Annotated in this window: 20 protein-coding genes and 1 pseudogene; 15 read left to right on the forward strand and 6 right to left on the reverse strand. The window is 53.0% G+C overall.

The window, feature by feature from the left end; genetic code table 11:
* Window positions 1-35 precede the first annotated feature (35 nt).
* Window positions 36-1217, forward strand: a complete 1182-nt coding sequence (locus KE671_RS05545; protein WP_206162086.1) for a CynX/NimT family MFS transporter — start codon at window positions 36-38, stop codon at window positions 1215-1217.
* 35 nt (window positions 1218-1252) lie between these two features.
* On the opposite strand, the gene KE671_RS05550 is transcribed toward KE671_RS05545, so the two are convergent.
* Window positions 1253-1960, reverse strand: a complete 708-nt coding sequence (locus KE671_RS05550; RefSeq protein ID WP_206162087.1) for a CTP synthase C-terminal region-related (seleno)protein — start codon at window positions 1958-1960, stop codon at window positions 1253-1255.
* A gap of 155 nt (window positions 1961-2115) precedes the next feature.
* Here KE671_RS05550 and KE671_RS05555 point away from each other — a divergent pair, with 155 nt between their 5' ends.
* Both KE671_RS05555 and KE671_RS05560 read left to right on the forward strand, forming a co-directional pair.
* Window positions 2116-2625, forward strand: coding sequence for a DUF523 domain-containing protein (locus tag KE671_RS05555; RefSeq protein WP_206162088.1), 510 nt, complete (start codon window positions 2116-2118; stop codon window positions 2623-2625).
* On the forward strand, window positions 2609-2956 hold the full coding sequence (locus KE671_RS05560) for a DUF488 domain-containing protein (RefSeq protein WP_206162089.1): 348 nt from the start codon (window positions 2609-2611) through the stop codon (window positions 2954-2956). The genes KE671_RS05555 and KE671_RS05560 overlap by 17 nt, the downstream gene beginning before the upstream one ends.
* Here the strand turns inward: KE671_RS05560 and KE671_RS05565 are convergent.
* Complete coding sequence (locus KE671_RS05565) at window positions 2942-3253, reverse strand: hypothetical protein (RefSeq protein WP_206162090.1); 312 nt, start codon at window positions 3251-3253, stop codon at window positions 2942-2944. The two genes, KE671_RS05560 and KE671_RS05565, sit on opposite strands and share 15 nt — an antisense overlap.
* Window positions 3254-3441: 188 nt before the next feature.
* On the opposite strand from KE671_RS05565, the gene KE671_RS05570 reads away from it, so the two are divergent.
* The gene (locus KE671_RS05570; RefSeq protein WP_042287604.1) at window positions 3442-3540 is read left to right on the forward strand and encodes a YoaK family small membrane protein; all 99 of its coding nucleotides are present in this window, start codon (window positions 3442-3444) and stop codon (window positions 3538-3540) included.
* 140 nt (window positions 3541-3680) lie between these two features.
* On the opposite strand, the gene KE671_RS05575 is transcribed toward KE671_RS05570, so the two are convergent.
* Complete coding sequence (locus KE671_RS05575) at window positions 3681-3929, reverse strand: GlsB/YeaQ/YmgE family stress response membrane protein (protein ID WP_061077275.1); 249 nt, start codon at window positions 3927-3929, stop codon at window positions 3681-3683.
* Window positions 3930-4391: 462 nt separating this feature from the next.
* Between KE671_RS05575 and fdhF the strand changes: the two genes are divergently transcribed.
* The gene (fdhF, locus tag KE671_RS05580) at window positions 4392-6539 is read left to right on the forward strand and encodes a formate dehydrogenase subunit alpha (protein ID WP_206162091.1); all 2148 of its coding nucleotides are present in this window, start codon (window positions 4392-4394) and stop codon (window positions 6537-6539) included.
* A gap of 317 nt (window positions 6540-6856) precedes the next feature.
* Here the strand turns inward: fdhF and KE671_RS05585 are convergent, their stop codons facing one another.
* Complete coding sequence (locus tag KE671_RS05585; RefSeq protein ID WP_206162092.1) at window positions 6857-7696, reverse strand: helix-turn-helix transcriptional regulator; 840 nt, start codon at window positions 7694-7696, stop codon at window positions 6857-6859.
* Window positions 7697-7795: 99 nt separating this feature from the next.
* On the opposite strand from KE671_RS05585, the gene KE671_RS05590 reads away from it, so the two are divergent.
* The 3 genes from KE671_RS05590 (at window position 7796) to KE671_RS05600 (ending at window position 10565) form a co-directional block, all read left to right on the forward strand.
* Window positions 7796-8692, forward strand: coding sequence for an SDR family oxidoreductase (locus KE671_RS05590; RefSeq protein ID WP_206162093.1), 897 nt, complete (start codon window positions 7796-7798; stop codon window positions 8690-8692).
* Between the two features lie 366 nt (window positions 8693-9058).
* Entirely contained in the window at window positions 9059-9748 is a 690-nt protein-coding gene (locus KE671_RS05595; RefSeq protein WP_206162094.1) for a helix-turn-helix transcriptional regulator, read from the forward strand.
* 70 nt (window positions 9749-9818) lie between these two features.
* Entirely contained in the window at window positions 9819-10565 is a 747-nt protein-coding gene (locus KE671_RS05600) for an SDR family NAD(P)-dependent oxidoreductase (protein ID WP_206162095.1), read from the forward strand.
* 143 nt (window positions 10566-10708) lie between these two features.
* Here KE671_RS05600 and KE671_RS05605 read toward each other — a convergent pair.
* Both KE671_RS05605 and icd read right to left on the reverse strand, forming a co-directional pair.
* Window positions 10709-10878 (reverse strand): annotated as a pseudogene (locus KE671_RS05605) (transposase); the annotation flags it as partial.
* 170 nt (window positions 10879-11048) lie between these two features.
* Window positions 11049-12299, reverse strand: coding sequence for an NADP-dependent isocitrate dehydrogenase (gene icd / locus KE671_RS05610; RefSeq protein ID WP_206162096.1), 1251 nt, complete (start codon window positions 12297-12299; stop codon window positions 11049-11051).
* Between the two features lie 171 nt (window positions 12300-12470).
* Here icd and rluE point away from each other — a divergent pair, with 171 nt between their 5' ends.
* The 7 genes from rluE (at window position 12471) to phoQ (ending at window position 19141) form a co-directional block, all read left to right on the forward strand.
* Window positions 12471-13136 carry a 23S rRNA pseudouridine(2457) synthase RluE gene (gene rluE, locus KE671_RS05615; RefSeq protein ID WP_206162097.1) on the forward strand — a complete coding sequence of 222 codons (666 nt, stop codon included), beginning with the start codon at window positions 12471-12473 and terminating at the stop codon, window positions 13134-13136.
* A 2-nt stretch (window positions 13137-13138) separates the two neighbouring features.
* Window positions 13139-13600, forward strand: coding sequence for an NUDIX hydrolase (locus KE671_RS05620; protein WP_206162098.1), 462 nt, complete (start codon window positions 13139-13141; stop codon window positions 13598-13600).
* A gap of 54 nt (window positions 13601-13654) precedes the next feature.
* Window positions 13655-14761: a tRNA 2-thiouridine(34) synthase MnmA gene (gene mnmA / locus KE671_RS05625; RefSeq protein ID WP_206162099.1), complete on the forward strand. Its 1107-nt coding sequence runs from the start codon at window positions 13655-13657 to the stop codon at window positions 14759-14761.
* 36 nt (window positions 14762-14797) lie between these two features.
* Entirely contained in the window at window positions 14798-15439 is a 642-nt protein-coding gene (gene hflD, locus KE671_RS05630) for a high frequency lysogenization protein HflD (protein WP_042320078.1), read from the forward strand.
* Between the two features lie 3 nt (window positions 15440-15442).
* Entirely contained in the window at window positions 15443-16813 is a 1371-nt protein-coding gene (purB, locus tag KE671_RS05635) for an adenylosuccinate lyase (protein WP_206162100.1), read from the forward strand.
* 193 nt (window positions 16814-17006) lie between these two features.
* Window positions 17007-17678: a two-component system response regulator PhoP gene (gene phoP / locus KE671_RS05640; protein WP_046479609.1), complete on the forward strand. Its 672-nt coding sequence runs from the start codon at window positions 17007-17009 to the stop codon at window positions 17676-17678.
* Window positions 17678-19141 carry a two-component system sensor histidine kinase PhoQ gene (gene phoQ, locus KE671_RS05645; protein ID WP_206162101.1) on the forward strand — a complete coding sequence of 488 codons (1464 nt, stop codon included), beginning with the start codon at window positions 17678-17680 and terminating at the stop codon, window positions 19139-19141. Before phoP ends, phoQ begins: the two co-directional genes overlap by 1 nt.
* The last annotated feature ends 8 nt before the right edge of the window (window positions 19142-19149 follow it).

Raw genomic sequence — 19149 nt, forward strand, 5'->3', positions numbered from 1 at the left:
TAAGGTACGGCCTCGCCTGTTGATATGAGAGAACAATGACTTCTACACCACCACGCGGCAACCACGGCGCCCTGCTGATTGCCGGAATTCTGATGATTGCCACCACGCTGCGCGTGACGTTTACCGGTGCCGCTCCTTTGCTGGAGGCGATTCGCACGGACTATGGTCTTACGACCGCCCAGACGGGATTATTAACCACTCTGCCGCTGCTGGCGTTTGCGCTGGTTTCTCCGCTTGCCGCAGGCATTGCCCGCCGTATTGGTATGGAACGCAGCCTTTTCGTAGCCATGCTGCTGATTTGCGTCGGGGTTGCCGTGCGCTCGCTGCCCGATGCCTCTTTGCTGTTTCTCGGCACTGCCATCATCGGCTGCGGTATCGCCCTCGGCAACGTGCTGCTGCCAGGGCTTATCAAACGCGATTTTTCTCAGCACGTCGCCAGACTGACCGGTGCCTATTCTCTGACGATGGGCGCTGCCGCCGCGCTGGGCTCTGCGCTGGTGGTTCCACTGGCGCTGAACGGGTTTGGCTGGCGCGGTGCGCTACTGATGCTGATGGTGTTCCCGCTGCTGGCATTTCTGGTTTGGCTGCCGCAATGGCGTAATGCCGCCCACGCGAACGTAACCACCTCGCGCACTCTGCACGCACGCGGCATCTGGCGTTCTCCACTAGCCTGGCAGGTGACATTATTTCTGGGCATTAACTCGCTGATCTATTACGTAATTATCGGTTGGTTGCCCGCCATCTTAATCAGCCACGGCTACAGCGAGGCGCAGGCCGGTTCGCTGCATGGTTTGCTCCAGTTGGCGACGGCCTCCCCCGGTTTACTCATTCCCCTGGTACTGCACCGTTTTCACGATCAGCGTAGCATTGCCGCACTGGTGTCGTTCATGTGTGCGGTGGGTGCCGCCGGATTCTGGTTCATGCCGGATCAGGCGGTACTCTGGACGCTGCTGTTTGGATTCGGCTCTGGCGCAACGATGATTCTGGGATTGACCTTCATCGGCCTGCGTGCCAGTTCTGCACATCAGGCGGCGGCCCTTTCCGGCATGGCGCAATCCGTTGGCTATTTATTAGCCGCTTGCGGACCGCCGTTGATGGGCCGGATCCATGACGCTCAGGGAAACTGGCAGATCCCGCTGCTGGCCGTTGCTCTTCTGGCCATAGTGATGGCGGTATTCGGCCTCTATGCCGGACGTAATAAAGAGATTGCTGCCTGATAAGTTCCGGGCAGGCATTAAGCCCGCCCGGCTGATTAGCCTCTCGCAGCGCGCAGTATTGCCTGCGCCAGGGGAACCGGTTTTCCCGCAAGCGCGCCGCGTTCGGGCTGGAAAAGCGTGGCGACAAAAAACGGATGCGTGACCAATTCCACCGCCCGAATCTCTCCGTTCTCATCCCAGCCGGTCACCCGCAGATCGCCGCTGTCCAGTTCTGCCGCAAACGACTCAGCAATGCCATAGTTACACTGATATCCCTCCAAAATCACCGGCTGACCATAGGCTTTCGCTATCAGCGTGTTGGGACGCAGTTCAACCTCGTCGGTTTTTTCCACCAGTGAACAGGTGAGTGGCGCAATGACCATCCGGCCTGTCGTGTCTGTTTCCGCATGCGCGGCATCTGACCAGCCCAGTACATGACGCGCGTACTCAAGGATGGCATGCTGAAAGCCGCCGCAGGTTCCCAGAAAAGGAATACTGTTCTCACGGGCATAGCGGATGGCCGTCAGCGCACCTTCCGTGTTTTTATAGGGGCTGCCAGGCACCACCCAGATGGCGTCGTAGCCCACCAGATCTTCTGCGCTGGTGATTTCAGTACTGGACAGCCAGTCGTAATCCGCCAGCAGTTCCAGAACCGCAGCAGCGTCGTCGATGGCCAGGGGAATCGCCTGATGCGCCGTGATGCCAGCGTTGTAATCACCCACCAGCGCAATCCGCAGCGTATCTTTAACAGGGGATATTTCCATGGAGAATTCCTTACGTCAGAACAATTGGGGACAACATAAGGAACCTCAGCCTACCGATCTTTTACTGCCATCACAATCCCCTTAATTTAGGGATGAACGTGTGCAAAGTGATATAGTAAACGCGAGCTTTTTTTCTGCCGGACGAGGCAAATACGATGAAAAGTAAGGTTTTAGTGAGCGCTTGCCTGATGGGACTGAAGGTTCGTTATAACGGCAGCGAGAAAGCCCAGCCCGCCGCGATGCTGGCACGTTTGCAGACAGAACAGCGTCTGGTGGTTCACTGCCCGGAGCTTGCCGCAGGATTACCGACCCCACGCCCACCGGCTGAGATTGTGCGGGCCGATGGCAGCGACGTCATGCAAGGGCGAGCGCGTATTGTAGAAAAGAACGGTCATGATGCCACCGGACACTATCAGCTTGCCGCCTGGCTGGCTCTACAAACGGCGCAGGAGACCGGCTGTGACGTCGCTCTGCTTACTGACGGCAGCCCAACCTGCGGCAGTCAGTTTATCTACGACGGCAGCTTCAGCGAACAGCATCATCCCGGAATGGGGGTTGCCGCAGCGCTGTTACGCCAGCACGGAATTACGGTTTTTTCCGACCAACAGTTCGATGAGTTTTGCGACTGGATTGAGGAGAGAGACAAGCATGAATATTCAGTGTAAACGCGTCTACGACCCGGAAGAGGACAGCGACGGCTACCGGGTACTGGTTGACCGACTGTGGCCGCGCGGGATCAAAAAAGCGGATCTTGCGCTGGATGAGTGGGTCAAAGACCTCAGCCCTTCGACAGAACTGCGCAAAGCCTTTCACGCGGAAACGATCGATTTCAATTATTTTACTGAGCGGTACCTCGCAGAACTTGCCACGCAGAAGAAGGAAGGCGAGCGACTGGTAGAGATTGCCCGCCAGCAGACACTGACGCTGCTGTACGCTGCCAAAAACAGCGGACAGAATCACGCCCTTGTGCTGGCAGACTGGCTACGCAAGTTGTGATTCGCGGGTATCCGTCATTTCAGGCTGAGTATCCGGCATCAGGGGCATCAGGTGTTCCGCTCTGACCCAGGTAAAACCCTGTTGTCCATCTGCTGACACCACTTCACCCGTCACCAGCCAGAGCGAGCGCGGCGTCTCTGTTGGCAGCGTTGTTGTAAATCCATTAACGGGATTAATGAACACCTCTCCCGGTTGGCAGAGGTGAAATAATTCAACCGACTTACCTATGTTACTGCGCCCGGCAGTGGTTTTCGCACCAATGATTAGCGCCAGGGTACCCGGCTTAAGCTGGAACATACTTCTCTCGCTGCGCTCTCGCGACTTTGGTTAAGATAATTCCGAGAGATGATAGCCTGTCGAAAGCTCACTTGTCACGTCCAGGCGACTCGCAGAATTAGCAAAAAGCGTGGGGATAAAACCCCTTTTGTCACCCATTAACCCCTGTTATCCTTGCACCTCTTTGCATAATTCAGACAGGTGATCGCATGAGACTGGGCATACTGTTTCCCGTCGTCATTTTCATTACGGCCGTGGTTTTTCTGGCCTGGTTTTTTATCGGTGGCTATGCCGCACCGGGGGCGTAAAGCATGAAAAAAACGACGCTGATTATGATTGTCGTCGCGATAGTCGTGGTGGTGGGTACCGAGCTGGGCTGGTGGTAACGTCAGGCCTGAAATGACAAAGGCCACCCTCAGGTCGCCTTTTGTCAGTCAATGAGTACGGTTTAGCTTTTGATTTTGCGGTAGATAAACAGTACGACGATAGCACCAATAACCGCCACCACAAAGCTGCCAAAATTAAAGCCATCGACTTTCCCAAAACCAAGCAGGGTACTGATCCACCCCCCCACTACGGCACCGACGATCCCCAGAATGATCGTCATAAAGAATCCACCACCATCCTTACCAGGCATAATCCACTTCGCCAGAATACCTGCAATCAGACCAAAAATAATCCATGAAATAATGCCCATTTTTTCCTCGCTTATCGATTTTACGTTAGCGGTTTAGTCGCCGTTAAAAAGGATAGCACAATGTCAGGAAATTGAAATTTGTGATAAACATCACTTAATTTAGCTTTCTGATTTCTCCCACAAAAGATGGGGTTGCAAGTTTAGATGATAAAGATTATCTTTCTCATTACTGAATAGTTGAGTAATTAACTCAGGTATTCAGTACGACATTGCTCACATTGCTTCCAGTATTATTTGCCCGCCTCTGTGCGGGCTTTTTTTTGACGTCCGCTCGTCATTTATGTCGAATCCGCTGTCATTTTTCCTGCCGCTTCTGCCTCGTTCCGCGTCAGCGCTGGCCTGGCCATTCTGGCACGGATTATGCTTGTCTCCCGCGTCATGATGACAACCCGAAGCTTCAGCCATTCCGCTCAGGCTTCGACACAATTCGCGCTATTTCAGCTTTTAACAGGTCTGTTATTGATGAAAAAAATCACCAGTGTCTGTCCCTACTGTGGGGCCGGGTGCAAGCTCAAGCTTGTTGTTGAAAATAACAAAGTCATCCGCGCCGAAGCGGCTGAAGGTGTTACTAACCAGAACCAGCTCTGTCTGAAAGGGTACTATGGCTGGGACTTCCTTAACGATACCCGTCTTCTGACTCCCCGCCTCACCCGCCCGCTGATTCGCTACCAGAAAGGCGGAAAATTTACCCCGGTCAGTTGGGATGAAGCGATTCGTTATACCGCCCGACGTTTACGGGAAATTCGCGACTGCGAGGGTCCCCGCGCCATTATGACAACCGGTTCTTCACGCGGTACCGGCAACGAAACGAACTATGTGATGCAGAAATTCGCCCGCGCGGTTCTCAACACCAACAACGTCGACTGCTGCGCCCGTGTATGTCATGGGCCTTCGGTTGCTGGCCTCCAGGAAACACTGGGCAATGGCGCAATGAGTAATTCCATTAGCGACATCGAAAACTCAAAATGCCTGCTGATCTTCGGCTACAACTGCGCCGATTCTCACCCCATTGTGGCGCGCCGGGTGATCAAAGCGCGGCAGAATGGCGCGAAGATAATCGTCTGCGATCCCCGCCGTATTGAAACCGCCCGCATTGCTGACCAGCATCTGCAACTGAATAATGGTTGCAACATGGCGCTGGTGAACGCCTTTGGTTACGTCCTCATCGACGAACAGCTTTACGACAAGGAGTACGTGAACAAGCACACGCAGGGGCTGGATGCCTACTGGCAGACGGTTAAGGACTATGCGCCTGAAGCGGTCGAGCATCTGACCGGCGTTTCGGCGCAACAGGTTCGTCAGGCGATGCGGACCTTTGCCGCCGCCCCTTCTGCGACGGTAATGTGGGGGATGGGCGTGACGCAGTTCGGTCAGGCCGTGGACGTGGTACGCGGATTATCGAGCCTTGCCCTGCTGACCGGTAATCTTGGTCGTCCACACGTTGGCGTCGGCCCGGTTCGCGGGCAGAATAACGTTCAGGGTGCCTGTGATATGGGCGTATTGCCGAATCTCTTTCCGGGATATCAGGACGTGACCGATGCGGCCGTCAGAGAGAAGTTCGCCAGAGCCTGGGGCATTGACGTCAGCCGGATGGATGACAAAGTCGGCACGCGCATCACCGAAGTCCCGCATCTGGCGCGGGAAGGTAAAATCAAAGCCTACTACATCATGGGGGAAGATCCGCTGCAAACGGAAGCCGATCTGGGGCTGGTGCGTGAAGGTTTTGCAGCGCTGGATTTTGTCGTGGTGCAGGATATCTTTATGACCAAAACCGCCGCGATGGCGGACGTCATTTTACCCGCCACCTCCTGGGGTGAGCACGGCGGCGTATTCACCTGCGCCGATCGCGGCTTCCAGCGTTTCGAAAAAGCGATAGAACCCACTGGCGACGTGAAGCGAGACTGGGAGATCATCAGCCTGCTCGCCCGCGAAATGGGTTATCCCATGCACTATGAAAACAATCAACAAATCTGGGACGAGATGCGTGAACTGTGCCCGCTGTTCTATGGCGTAACTTACGAAAAGATGGGCGATATGGGACATATCCAGTGGCCCTGCCCCGAGCTTGACCATCCCGGCACGCCTTATCTGTATGAAAACAGCCGCTTCGACACGCCAGACGGTAAAGGCAAGCTGTTTGCCGCGCCGTGGCGCGCACCTGCGGAAGTGCCTGACGAGGTTTATCCGCTGGTCCTGTGTACGGTGCGCGAAGTCGGTCACTATTCCTGTCGTTCCATGACCGGCAATTGTGCCGCCCTGCAGGCGCTTGCCGATGAACCTGGCTATGTGCAAATCAGCACGCAGGATGCGCAAAAGGCAGGTATTCGCCATCGCGACCTTGTGTGGGTCAGTTCACGTCGGGGAAAAGTGATCAGTCGGGCGGATGTCTCCGAACGCGTCAACCACGGGACCGTGTACATGACCTATCAATGGTGGATTGGCGCGTGCAATGAGCTAACGCAGGATAATCTCGATCCTATCTCAAAGACGCCAGAAACCAAGTATTGCGCGGTTAAACTCGAGAAGATCGACGATCAGTCGTGGGCTGAACGCTATGCCGCACAAACCTACAGTGATATGAAGGTGCGCCTCTGCGAGGCGATTGCTTAGCGCTGTGGACGAACTAAACGGGAGTTATCTGGCTCCCGTTTTAATTTAAACCCAGAGTATGGATTACCAGTTTTTGATGATCGCGTCACCACACTCTGAACATTTCAGCAGATTAGCTGCTTCCATAATTCATCAGTGATATCTCAAATTTTCAGCGGGTTAATCAAATTTTTCACCAATAATTTATTATTTATCACTAATAAATTCAAAGAGTTACCACTAATCTAAAGCCTCAATGATGAAATTGTACAGTTGAGGACGTGCGCTGTGAGCGAAAAGCTGACGTTTTAATCATGGCGAACAGAAGAAAGCCTGACTCAGCCTTCGCGGTGGGTCCGGTTTTGGGTGATCCAACGCTCAATTTTCATCCTGCTTTCATCGGTTGCTGGATTGAAGACCATCATCGTCAGGTCCGGCCGCCCTTCAACCGAGAAGGTGGAGAACTCCAGGTCAATGGTCCCGATTTGCGGGTGATTCAGCCGTTTTAATCCTTCCCCGTGCCCGGCGACATCGTTACTACGCCACAGCCGGGCAAAATCGGCGCTTTGAGCGCAAAGCTCAGCAACCAGACGATCGATTTCGGCTGAAGCGCCCAGGCGCGCGGCATCCGCCCGAAAAGCATTGACGATAAGCCGCGCCACGCCCTCCCAGTCTTCCTGCATCTCCTTCGCTTCCGGGTCAGTAAACAGCAGGCGCAGAATATTGCGCCGCCCGGGCTCAAGCTGACCATAATCCTTCAGCACAATCGATGCCGGGTAATTCCAGGCCACCACGTCCCATGTCGCGGTTTTGATAAACGCCGGAATCGTCATACCGTCCAGCACGCGCTGTAACCGTGGCGTGATGCTGTCGGAAGGGCTAACCCGGTTTTCAGGTGGATGCCCAAAGGCCAGAATAAACAGATGATCGCGTTCGGGCGACGTCAGCCGCAGCCCGGCGGCGATACGGTTCAGCACCTCCCGGGAAGGTGCACCTCCTCGGCCTTGTTCAAGCCAGGTGTACCAGGTCGGGCTGATATTGGCGAGCTGGGCTACCTCTTCGCGGCGCAGGCCCGGCGTTCGGCGACGTCCGGGTAAAAAGCCAAACGAAGCCGGGTCAATGCCCTGGCGACGGGCCCGCAAAAACTCGCCCAATGGATTCTCAGAAAGCAGCGTCATAAATTAGCCTGTTAAGATTTATACCCTGATAAGGTCACTACTTTAATAGTAAGATATCCGGGCATACACTGTCCCGGTAAATTACTCAGGAGACAGGCTATGCGTATTTTTGTAACCGGTGCGACGGGCTTTATCGGCTCGCGTGTGGTATCGGCTCTGCTGGCACGTGGCCATCAGGTAACCGGGCTTGTCCGTTCGGAGGAAGCCGCCCGACAGTTGACCGACAAGGGCGCAACCGCTCAGCGCGGCACGCTGGAAGATCCACAGGCGTGGGTAGCGGGCATTGAACAGAGTGATGCGGTGATCCACACCGCTTTCGATCATGACTTCAGCCGTTTTGTAGAAAATTGCGAGAAAGAACAACGCGTTATTCGCGCTATCGGCTCTGTGTTGCAGGGCAGCCAGCGCCCCTTGCTTATCACTTCCGGCACGGGAATGGGCGATAATGACGACGGCCAGCCTGCTCTTGAAAAGTATTTTAACCCGGCCCATCCGAACCCGCGCGTTGCCTCAGAGCTGGAAGGGAATCAGCTGCTGGACTCAGGCATCGATGTGCGCGTAGTGCGTTTGCCCCAGGTACATAACACGGAGCGTCAGGGCTTAATCAGCTATTACATTTCGCTGGCGCGGGAAAAAGGCGTCGCAGCGTACATTGGCGAAGGTGAAAATGCCTGGTGTGCCGCACACGTGGATGACGTGGCCGAACTCTATGTGAAAGTGCTTGAGCAAGGCAAACGCGGTGAACGCTATCATGCGGTGGCAGAGGAAAGCATTACCTCACGGCTGATTGCGGAAACCGTGGCGACAGGACTGGATATCACTACCGCTTCGCTAAAACCTGAACTGGCCGCAGAGCATTTCGGTTGGTTCGCCGCCTTTGCAACAATTGATTTGCGTGCCAGCGGTGAGTGGACGCGCCAACAGCTCAACTGGCAGCCCAAAGGACCGGGGCTTATTGATGATTTGAGCAGAATGAATTTCTCAGGCCAGCCTTAGACCAAGCGCCGGGTAGCGGCTTTCGCCTTACGCGCCCCTGATGATTCCGCACCGCTACATGGACAGGCTCATGAGTGAATGACGGCCGGTAAAAACCTACATCTATAGACCAGGCCTTTTATTACGGCGGCGTCGATACGTTCGCTTTTGGCACTAAGCAGACGCCTATTGACTGCTGAAGGTCAGCTGTGAACGAGGAGGGACGTTTACACGGCTCATCACCGCTTATGAGCGCATTACGAATATGACACTGTATTAAACAACGAGAGCAGGTCAACTTAAGCAAGTAAGCATGCTTTGTACTAAGATGCTTATCCAACAGATACGTTAAGTTATTCTCTCAGTATCAAGATATGGATTATCAACATGACCAGAACAGAAAGGCTTCTCGAATTACTACAGATATTAAGGGCGCAAAGGTATCCGATCACTGCATACTCTCTCTCAGAAAGATTAGGAATAAGTGTGCGCTCCCTTTACAGAGACATAAAAACGCTACAAAACCAAGGGGTTTGCATTGAAGGTAGTGCTGGAATTGGTTATATCGTTAAGTCTGATTTTCATTTGCCACCTTTAAACCTTTCTCATGAAGAAATCAATGCTATTACCCTTGGGTTAAATTGGGTATCTCATAATACGGATTATGATTTCAAAAACACCGCCAGAAATGCGCTTGCCAAAATACACGCTGTCATTCCCGGTGAATTAAGAAATCTTATTGAGAGTCAATCCTATCTGATCGGTCCTGCAGAAAACAATGAGATCTTTTTTGAAGACATTCGCAATGCTATTAAAAAGCGGAAAAGAATTAAAATAAAGTATTGTGATAAGAACAATACTTATTCCTCTCGAGTTATATGGCCCATCGGATTGGTATACATGGAGTCATGCTGGCTTTTGGTTGCGTGGTGTGAGTTGAGAACTGATTTTCGTCATTTTAGAACTGACAAAATTGAAGAGATTGTGCTGCTGGATTCCATATATAGTGAAAGCAGGACGGTTTTATTGAAAAAATGGAGAATAAAAGAAGGGATCTGCGAGGGGAAAGAGTACTGACAAAAACTGTCACAGCTAATTTGTATACTAACCCAGATGAAAGACTAAATTCTACTTCATAGGGGGAGTTATGAATTTTCAGAATAAAGTGGCCGTCATAACAGGAAGTACTACAGGTATAGGTGAGGCAGTCGCAGAGCAATTACACAAACATGGCGCTAAGGTCGTTATTGTATCCCGCTCGTCAGAGCAGGCCACCCAAAAAGCGAAACGATTATCTTCACAGGGGCAAGACGCGATGGGTATCGGATGTGATGTATCACAGCCCGAACAAGTGCGGCAAATGATAGATAGGGTTATCAAACAGTTCGGTAGACTTGATTATGCAGTTAATAATGCGGGCTTAACAGGTGAACATGGTAAAAACATAACAGAACAGACAATTGAAAACTGGGATAAGGTTATTGCCACCTCATTGAGCGGTGTTTTTTACTGCCTGAAATATGAAATACCAGAGATGATAAAGTCGGGTGGCTCTATAGTTAATTTATCTGCAGTAAATGGTCTGGTCGGCATTCCTGGAATAGCACCTTACACCGTGGCTAAACATGGTATAATAGGTTTAACCCAAACCGCAGCGCTAGAGTTTGCATTTCAAGGCATTCGAATCAATGCTGTCGCTCCGGGCTATGTCCAAACCCAACGAATGAATGAATTCCCTGAAAACATCATACGAAGCTTCGCAAATAGCCACCCTATGAAAAGGATGGCAAAAATGCATGAAATAGCAGACTTCATCTTGTTTTTGCTGTCAGACAACTCTGCGTTCTGTACCGGGGGAGTTTATCCAATTGATGGTGGTTATTTAGCTGAGTAAAACTCCCCTGGATTCCTTCTAAACCGCAAGAATTACCTTAACAAAGTGCCAGACTCAATGGGAGCGTTAGAATATATATAGTTAGCGCTTCTATTGTGTAAATAGACTCGTTTTGATTCCATGTTTTGAGAACCCGACCAGTTAATGTTTAGTTCTACTACCGTGCATTTCTTCATGCTGCAGTAGATGCAGATACTACGGTAAACGCTTTACCAGGGTTGCCCTTAAGGATTTTGTCTCTGTACTTCGGAGTTCATACGAGGTGATACTGACAGCGATAGAATACGTGGGAAGCGGATACATATCTGCTCATGCTATTTATTCCTTGATTTGCGGGTAACAAACCGGGGCAGTATTTAGCATGAACATGCTACGGGCAAAGCCCCACATAAACGATCATCACCTCCCCAGGAGGCGGTTTAAAATCGAGAATAAAAAACGGGAACCCTTCGGCTCCCGTTCTTGCTTAACCCAGAGTCTGGATTACATGTTTTCGATGATCGCGTCACCAAACTCTGAACATTTCAGCAGCTTAGCGCCTTCCATCAGACGCTCGAAGTCATAGGTCACGGTCTTCGCGGCAATCGCGCCTTCCATCCCTTTAACAATCAGGTCTGCGGCTTCGAACCACTGCATGTGGCGCAGCATCATTTCAGCGGACAGGATGATAGAACCCGGGTTCACTTTGTCCTGACCGGCGTATTTCGGCGCCGTACCGTGCGTTGCTTCGAACAGCGCGCACTCGTCACCAATGTTTGCGCCTGGGGCGATACCAATACCGCCTACCTGCGCCGCCAGCGCGTCTGAAATATAGTCGCCGTTCAGGTTCATACAGGCAATCACGTCGTATTCCGCCGGACGCAGCAGGATCTGTTGCAGGAACGCATCGGCGATCACGTCTTTCACCACGATCTCTTTGCCAGTGTTCGGGTTCTTGATTTTCATCCACGGGCCGCCATCGATCAGTTCAGCACCGAATTCTTCACGCGCTAACTGGTAACCCCAGTCTTTGAACGCGCCTTCGGTGAACTTCATGATGTTGCCTTTGTGAACCAGGGTCAGAGAGTCACGGTCGTTAGTGATCGCATATTCGATCGCCGCGCGAACCAGACGCTTAGTCCCTTCTTCGGAGCACGGCTTGATACCGATACCGCAGTGCTCAGGGAAGCGAATTTTCTTCACGCCCATCTCTTCACGCAGGAATTTGATCACTTTTTCTGCGTCTGCAGAGTCCGCTTTCCACTCGATACCGGCGTAGATGTCTTCAGAATTCTCACGGAAGATAACCATGTCGGTCAGTTCCGGATGTTTAACCGGGCTTGGAGTGCCCTGATAGTAACGAACAGGACGCAGGCAAACGTACAGGTCAAGTTCCTGACGCAACGCCACGTTCAGAGAACGAATACCGCCACCAACGGGGGTAGTCAGTGGGCCTTTAATCGCCACGCGGTAATCACGAATCAGATCCAGAGTTTCTGTCGGCAACCAGACGTCCTGACCGTAAACCTGGGTGGATTTCTCACCAGTGTATATTTCCATCCAGGAGATTTTACGCTCGCCTTTATAGGCTTTCTCAACGGCAGCGTTAACAACTTTGATCATCGGAGGGGTAACATCAACACCGATGCCGTCGCCTTCAATGAATGGGATAATCGGATTGTGCGGCACATTCAGCTTGCCGTCTTTCAGGGTGATTTTTTGACCTTCTGCCGGAACAACTACTTTGCTTTCCATTCACCTCTCCTTCGAGCGCTTCTGGTTTGCTCGTCTGTCATCGCGCTGCATGTGCTTTTGCGTCCTGCTGCACGACTGCGTTAGAGCAATTTTTTGTTAATGTTTTGTAATGAGCATGTCAATACTACCCTAATGTTCGCTGCCATGAAAGACACTCGTTATTAGGCTATAATGCGGCAATTGATAAGATGTGAAAATAGCATGCAAAAAACTTCTTTTAGAAATCACCGGGTTGAGCGATTCAGCCCGAGACAAGTCACTAAGCGCCGGAAAGAAAACCAGCCAAAACGCGTGGTTTTGTTCAATAAACCTTACGATGTTTTGCCACAATTTACCGACGAAGCCGGACGCCGCACGTTAAAAGATTTTATTCCTGTACAGGGCATATACGCAGCAGGTCGTCTGGACAGAGACAGTGAAGGGCTGCTGGTACTCACCAATGACGGCGCATTGCAGGCGCGTCTGACACAACCCGGGAAACGCACCGGGAAAATTTACTACGTGCAGGTGGAAGGTGTACCGACGGCGGAGGCGCTGGAATCGCTGCGCAATGGCGTGACATTAAACGATGGCCCCACCCTACCTGCCGGTATTGAAGTGGTCGCAGAGCCCGAGTGGCTGTGGCCGCGCAATCCGCCCATTCGCGAACGTAAGAATATCCCGACCAACTGGCTAAAAGTGACCTTATATGAAGGCCGTAACCGCCAGGTGCGACGAATGACCGCGCACGTTGGTTTTCCCACCCTGCGCCTTATCCGCTACGCGATGGGCGATTACACCCTGGAAAACCTGGCCAACGGTGAATGGCGGGATGTCACTGATGATAAAAAAGGATAATCATGTTCAAACCGCACGTCACGGTCGCCTGCATCGTTCATGCAGAGGATAAGTTTTTAATCGTTGAAGAGACCATCAACGGTAAAGCGCTGTGGAATCAGCCCGCCGGGCATCTGGAAGCCGATGAGACGCTGGTGCAGGCCGCCGCGCGCGAGCTGTGGGAAGAGACCGGCATCAAAGCCCAGCCTCAGCACTTCCTTCGCATGCACCAGTGGATTGCGCCGGACCGCACGCCGTTTTTACGTTTTCTGTTTTCCATCGAACTTGCCAGAATGTGCGACACCGCCCCCCATGACAGCGATATCGACTGCTGCCTTTGGGTGAGCGCCGACACCATCCTTACTGCCCCAAACCTGCGTTCTCCGCTGGTTGCCGAGAGCATCCGCTGTTATCAAAGCGGTAAGCGTTATCCGCTGGAGATGGTTGGCGGATTTAACTGGCCGTTTACAGAGGGTGTCAACTAAAAGGGCTGCGTGATAGAATACGCCGCCTTGAAGTTCAATGTCGTGAGTATTCCAATGTCAGAAAGCCCAAAAAAAGTGATCGTCGGCATGTCCGGCGGTGTCGATTCCTCCGTTTCCGCCTGGCTGTTGCAACAACAGGGTTATCAGGTAGAAGGCCTGTTCATGAAGAACTGGGAAGAGGACGACGGTGAGGAATATTGCACAGCGGCAGCCGATCTGGCCGACGCTCAGGCCGTCTGCGACAAGCTCGGCATTGAACTGCACACCGTCAACTTTGCGGCAGAATACTGGGATAACGTCTTTGAGCTGTTCCTTGAAGAGTACAAAGCGGGCCGTACGCCGAATCCGGATATTCTGTGCAACAAAGAGATCAAATTTAAAGCCTTCCTGGAGTTCGCCGCAGAAGATCTGGGCGCAGACTACATCGCCACGGGACACTATGTCCGTCGGGCGGATGTTGACGGCAAAAGCCGCCTGCTTCGCGGATTAGATGGCAATAAAGACCAGAGTTATTTCCTTTACACGCTGGGTCATGAGCAGATCGCACAAAGTCTGTTCCCGGTTGGCGAACTGGAAAAAACGCAGGTGCGCAAAATTGCTGAAGACCTGGGGCTGGTTACCGCGAAGAAAAAAGATTCTACCGGTATTTGCTTCATCGGCGAGCGTAAGTTCCGCGAGTTTCTTGGCCGCTATCTGCCGGCGCAGCCGGGTAAAATCATCACCGTGGATGGCGAAGAGATTGGTCAGCATCAGGGGCTGATGTACCACACTCTGGGTCAGCGTAAAGGCCTGGGCATCGGCGGTACTAAAGAAGGCACGGAAGATCCGTGGTACGTAGTGGATAAAGACGTTGAGAACAACATTCTGGTGGTCGCTCAGGGTCATGAACATCCGCGTCTGATGTCTGTCGGTCTTATTGCTCAGCAACTGCACTGGGTTGATCGTCTGCCATTCACCGGCACGATGCGTTGTACGGTGAAAACCCGCTACCGCCAGACCGACATTCCGTGCACGGTAAAAGCCCTGGACGCCGAACGCGTCGAAGTGATGTTTGACGAGCCGGTGGCCGCCGTCACTCCAGGCCAGTCAGCGGTCTTTTACAGCGGCGAAGTGTGCCTCGGCGGCGGTATTATCGAGCAACGCCTGCCCCTGCCGGTATAATTATTCTTAACAGACTGATACAAGGAAGCAGTGATCGTGGCAAAGAACTATTATGACATCACCCTCGCACTGGCTGGGATCTGCCAGTCAGCCCGCCTGGTGCAACAACTGGCGCACCAGGGACACTGTGATGCCGATGCGCTCCACGTTTCACTGAACAGCGTTATCGATATGAACCCCAGCTCAACGCTGGGCGTGTTCGGCGGCAGCGAGGCTAATCTGCGCCTCGGTCTGGAAACCCTGCTCGGCGTGCTGAATGCCAGCAGCCGTCAGGGGCTGAACGCGGAACTGACCCGCTACACGCTGAGTCTGATGGTACTCGAGCGTAAACTCACCGCCGCCAAAGGCGCGCTAGACACGCTGGGCGAGCGGATCAACGGCCTGCAACGCCAGCTCGATCACTTTGATCTGCAATCCGAAACGCTGATGAGCGCGATGGCCGGTATTTATGTCGATGTCATCAGCCCGCTCGGTCCGCGAATTCAGGTAACCGGATCTCCTGCCGTGCTCCAGAGTCCACAGGTACAGGCCAAGGTTCGCGCCTCGCTTCTGGCCGGCATCCGCGCCGCAGTGCTCTGGCACCAGGTTGGCGGTGGACGTCTGCAGTTAATGTTTTCTCGTAATCGCCTGACTACTCAGGCAAAACAAATTCTTGCTCATTTAACCCCGGAGTTGTGATCTATGGAATTATCCTCACTGACCGCCGTTTCCCCTGTCGATGGACGCTACGGCGATAAAGTCAGCGCGCTGCGCGGGATTTTCAGCGAATACGGTTTGCTGAAATACCGTGTACAGGTAGAAGTACGCTGGCTGCAAAAACTGGCCGCGCACGCAGCGATCAAGGAAGTTCCTGCTTTTGCTGCCGACGCAATCGGTTTCCTCGATGCTATCGTTGCGAACTTCAATGAAGAAGACGCCGCGCGTATTAAAACTATCGAGCGTACCACCAACCACGACGTTAAGGCGGTTGAGTATTTCCTGAAAGAAAAAGTGGCGAATGTGCCAGAACTGCACGCGGTATCCGAATTCATTCACTTCGCCTGCACCTCGGAAGACATTAACAACCTGTCTCATGCGCTGATGCTGAAAACCGCTCGCGATGAAGTGGTGCTGCCATACTGGCGTCAACTGATTGACGCGGTCAAAGATCTGTCCGTGCAGTATCGCGATATCCCCCTTCTCTCCCGCACCCACGGCCAGCCGGCTACGCCGTCAACGCTGGGCAAAGAGATGGCTAACGTCGCGTATCGTATGGAGCGTCAGTTCCGCCAGCTTAACCAGGTCGAGATCCTTGGCAAAATCAACGGGGCTGTCGGTAACTATAACGCCCACATCGCTGCTTATCCGTTCGTTGACTGGCATCAGTTCAGCGAAGAGTTCGTCACCTCGCTGGGTATTCAGTGGAACCCGTACACCACGCAGATCGAGCCGCACGACTACATTGCCGAACTGTTTGACTGTATCGCCCGCTTTAACACTATTCTGATCGACTTCGATCGCGACGTCTGGGGTTACATCGCGCTGAATCACTTCAAACAGAAAACGATTGCCGGCGAAATTGGCTCGTCCACCATGCCGCATAAAGTGAATCCGATCGACTTCGAAAACTCCGAAGGCAACCTGGGCCTGTCCAATGCAGTGCTGCAACACCTTGCGAGCAAACTGCCGGTTTCACGCTGGCAGCGCGATCTGACGGACTCCACGGTTCTGCGTAACCTGGGCGTGGGTATCGGCTATGCGCTGATCGCCTATCAGTCCACGCTGAAAGGGGTGAGCAAACTGGAAGTAAACCGCGACCATCTGCTGGACGAACTGGATCACAACTGGGAAGTTCTGGCAGAGCCGATCCAGACGGTGATGCGTCGTTACGGTATTGAAAAGCCATATGAGAAGCTGAAAGAGTTAACCCGTGGTAAGCGTGTCGACGCAGAAGGCATGAAGCAATTCATCGACAGCCTGCCGCTGCCGGATGACGAGAAAACCCGCCTGAAAGCCATGACACCGGCCAATTATATTGGTCGAGCCATCACCATGGTGGATGAGCTGAAGTAATCACAACACCTGTGCCGGATGGCGCTAACGCTTATCCGGCCTGCAAGTGCTGCGAGTACAGTTTGTAGGCCGGATAAATCATCAGCCGCCCTCCGGCATTTCCCTCCCCTTCCCCGGTTTATGAAATGTTTATCCCCGCAACACCATAATCAGCGTTAAACTATTCATACTATAAATACAGAGGGAAAAGATGATGCGTGTACTGGTTGTTGAGGATAATGCGTTATTACGTCATCACCTGAAAGTTCAGCTTCAGGATGCCGGGCATCAGGTTGACGATGCCGAAGATGCCAAAGAAGCTGATTATTACCTTAACGAACACCTGCCTGACATCGCTATCGTCGATTTGGGTCTCCCGGATGAAGATGGACTTTCACTGATCCGCCGCTGGCGAAGCAATGACGTTTCTCTTCCGGTTCTCGTCCTGACCGCCCGTGAAAGCTGGCAGGATAAAGTGGAAGTGCTGAGCGCAGGCGCAGATGACTACGTCACCAAGCCGTTCCATATTGAAGAAGTCGCCGCACGAATGCAGGCGCTGATGCGCCGTAACAGCGGTCACGCTTCGCAGATTATCTCGATTCCCCCTTTCCAGGTTGATCTCTCGCGCCGCGAACTCTCGGTCAATGATGAAGTGATCAAACTGACTGCGTTTGAGTACACCATCATGGAAACGCTGATCCGCAATAATGGCAAAGTAGTCAGCAAAGACTCGCTAATGTTGCAGTTGTATCCGGACGCTGAGCTGCGCGAAAGTCATACCATCGACGTGCTGATGGGCCGCCTGCGTAAAAAAATACAGGCGCAGTATCCGGACGACGTTATTACCACTGTGCGGGGCCAGGGATATCTTTTCGAATTGCGCTGATGAATAAACTGTTGCGTCATCTTTTTCCGCTGTCACTGCGCCTGCGCTTTCTGCTGGCCACCGCAGGCGTGGTGCTGGTGCTCTCTCTGGCCTATGGCATGGTCGCGCTGGTTGGCTACAGCGTAAGTTTCGATAAGACCACGTTTCGTTTGCTGCGCGGCGAGAGTAACCTCTTCTATACGCTCGCAAAATGGGAAGACAATAAGTTCCACATCGAACTTCCCGAGCACCTCGACATGCAAAGTCCCACAATGTCGCTGATCTATGATGAGAACGGCAAGCTGCTGTGGGCCCAGCGTAACGTCCCCTGGCTGGTCAGACTGATCCAACCCGACTGGCTGAAAAGTAACGGTTTCCATGAGATCGAAGCGGATATCAGCGCCACCAGCACACTGCTTAATGACGATCACTCCGTACAGGAACAACTGAAAGAGGTACGGGATGACGATGACGACGCCGAAATGACCCACTCCGTGGCCGTGAACATCTACCCGGCCACCGCCCGTATGCCGCAACTGACGATTGTGGTTGTCGATACTATACCGATTGAGCTAAAACGCTCGTACATGGTCTGGAGCTGGTTTTTCTATGTGCTGGCAGCCAACCTGTTGCTGGTCATTCCTCTGCTCTGGGTCGCGGCATGGTGGAGTCTGCGCCCCATCGAGGCGCTGGCCCGCGAGGTGCGCGAACTGGAAGAGCACCACCGCGAACAGCTTAACCCGACAACAACGCGGGAACTGACCAGTCTGGTGCGCAATCTGAACCGCCTGTTGAAAAGCGAGCGCGAGCGTTATGACAAATACCGCACCACGTTGACCGACCTCACCCACAGTCTGAAAACCCCGCTGGCCGTACTGCAAAGTACGTTACGTTCAATGCGTAGCGATAAGATGAGCGTCAGCGAGGCGGAACCCGTGATGCTCGAACAGATTAGCCGGATTTCTCAACAAATCGGCTACTATCTTCATCGCGCCAGCATGCGCGGCGGCGGCGTCCTGCTGAGCCGCGAACTCCATCCGGTCGCACCGCTGCTGGATAATCTCACGTCGGCCCTGAACAAAGTGTATCAGCGTAAAGGAGTGAACATTAGCCTCGATATCTCCCCGGAAATCAGCTTTGTTGGCGAACAGAACGACTTTGTCGAGGTGATGGGCAACGTCCTGGATAACGCCTGTAAGTACTGTCTGGAGTTTGTTGAGATTTCTGCCCGACAGACCGACGATCATCTGTACATAGTGGTGGAAGATGACGGCCCGGGGATCCCGCAGAACAAGCGCGATCTGGTATTCGACCGCGGTCAACGCGTGGATACGCTGCGTCCGGGGCAAGGCGTCGGGCTGGCGGTGGCGCGAGAGATCACCGAGCAATACGATGGCAAAATTGTTGCCGGCGACAGCCTGCTCGGTGGCGCGCACATGGAGGTGATTTTTGGTCATCAGCAGCCGGGGCCGAAAGACGACTAAACCAAAAC

Origin of the sequence: Citrobacter amalonaticus, assembly GCF_018252635.1 — a bacterium.
Lineage (GTDB): Bacteria > Pseudomonadota > Gammaproteobacteria > Enterobacterales > Enterobacteriaceae > Citrobacter_A > Citrobacter_A amalonaticus_E.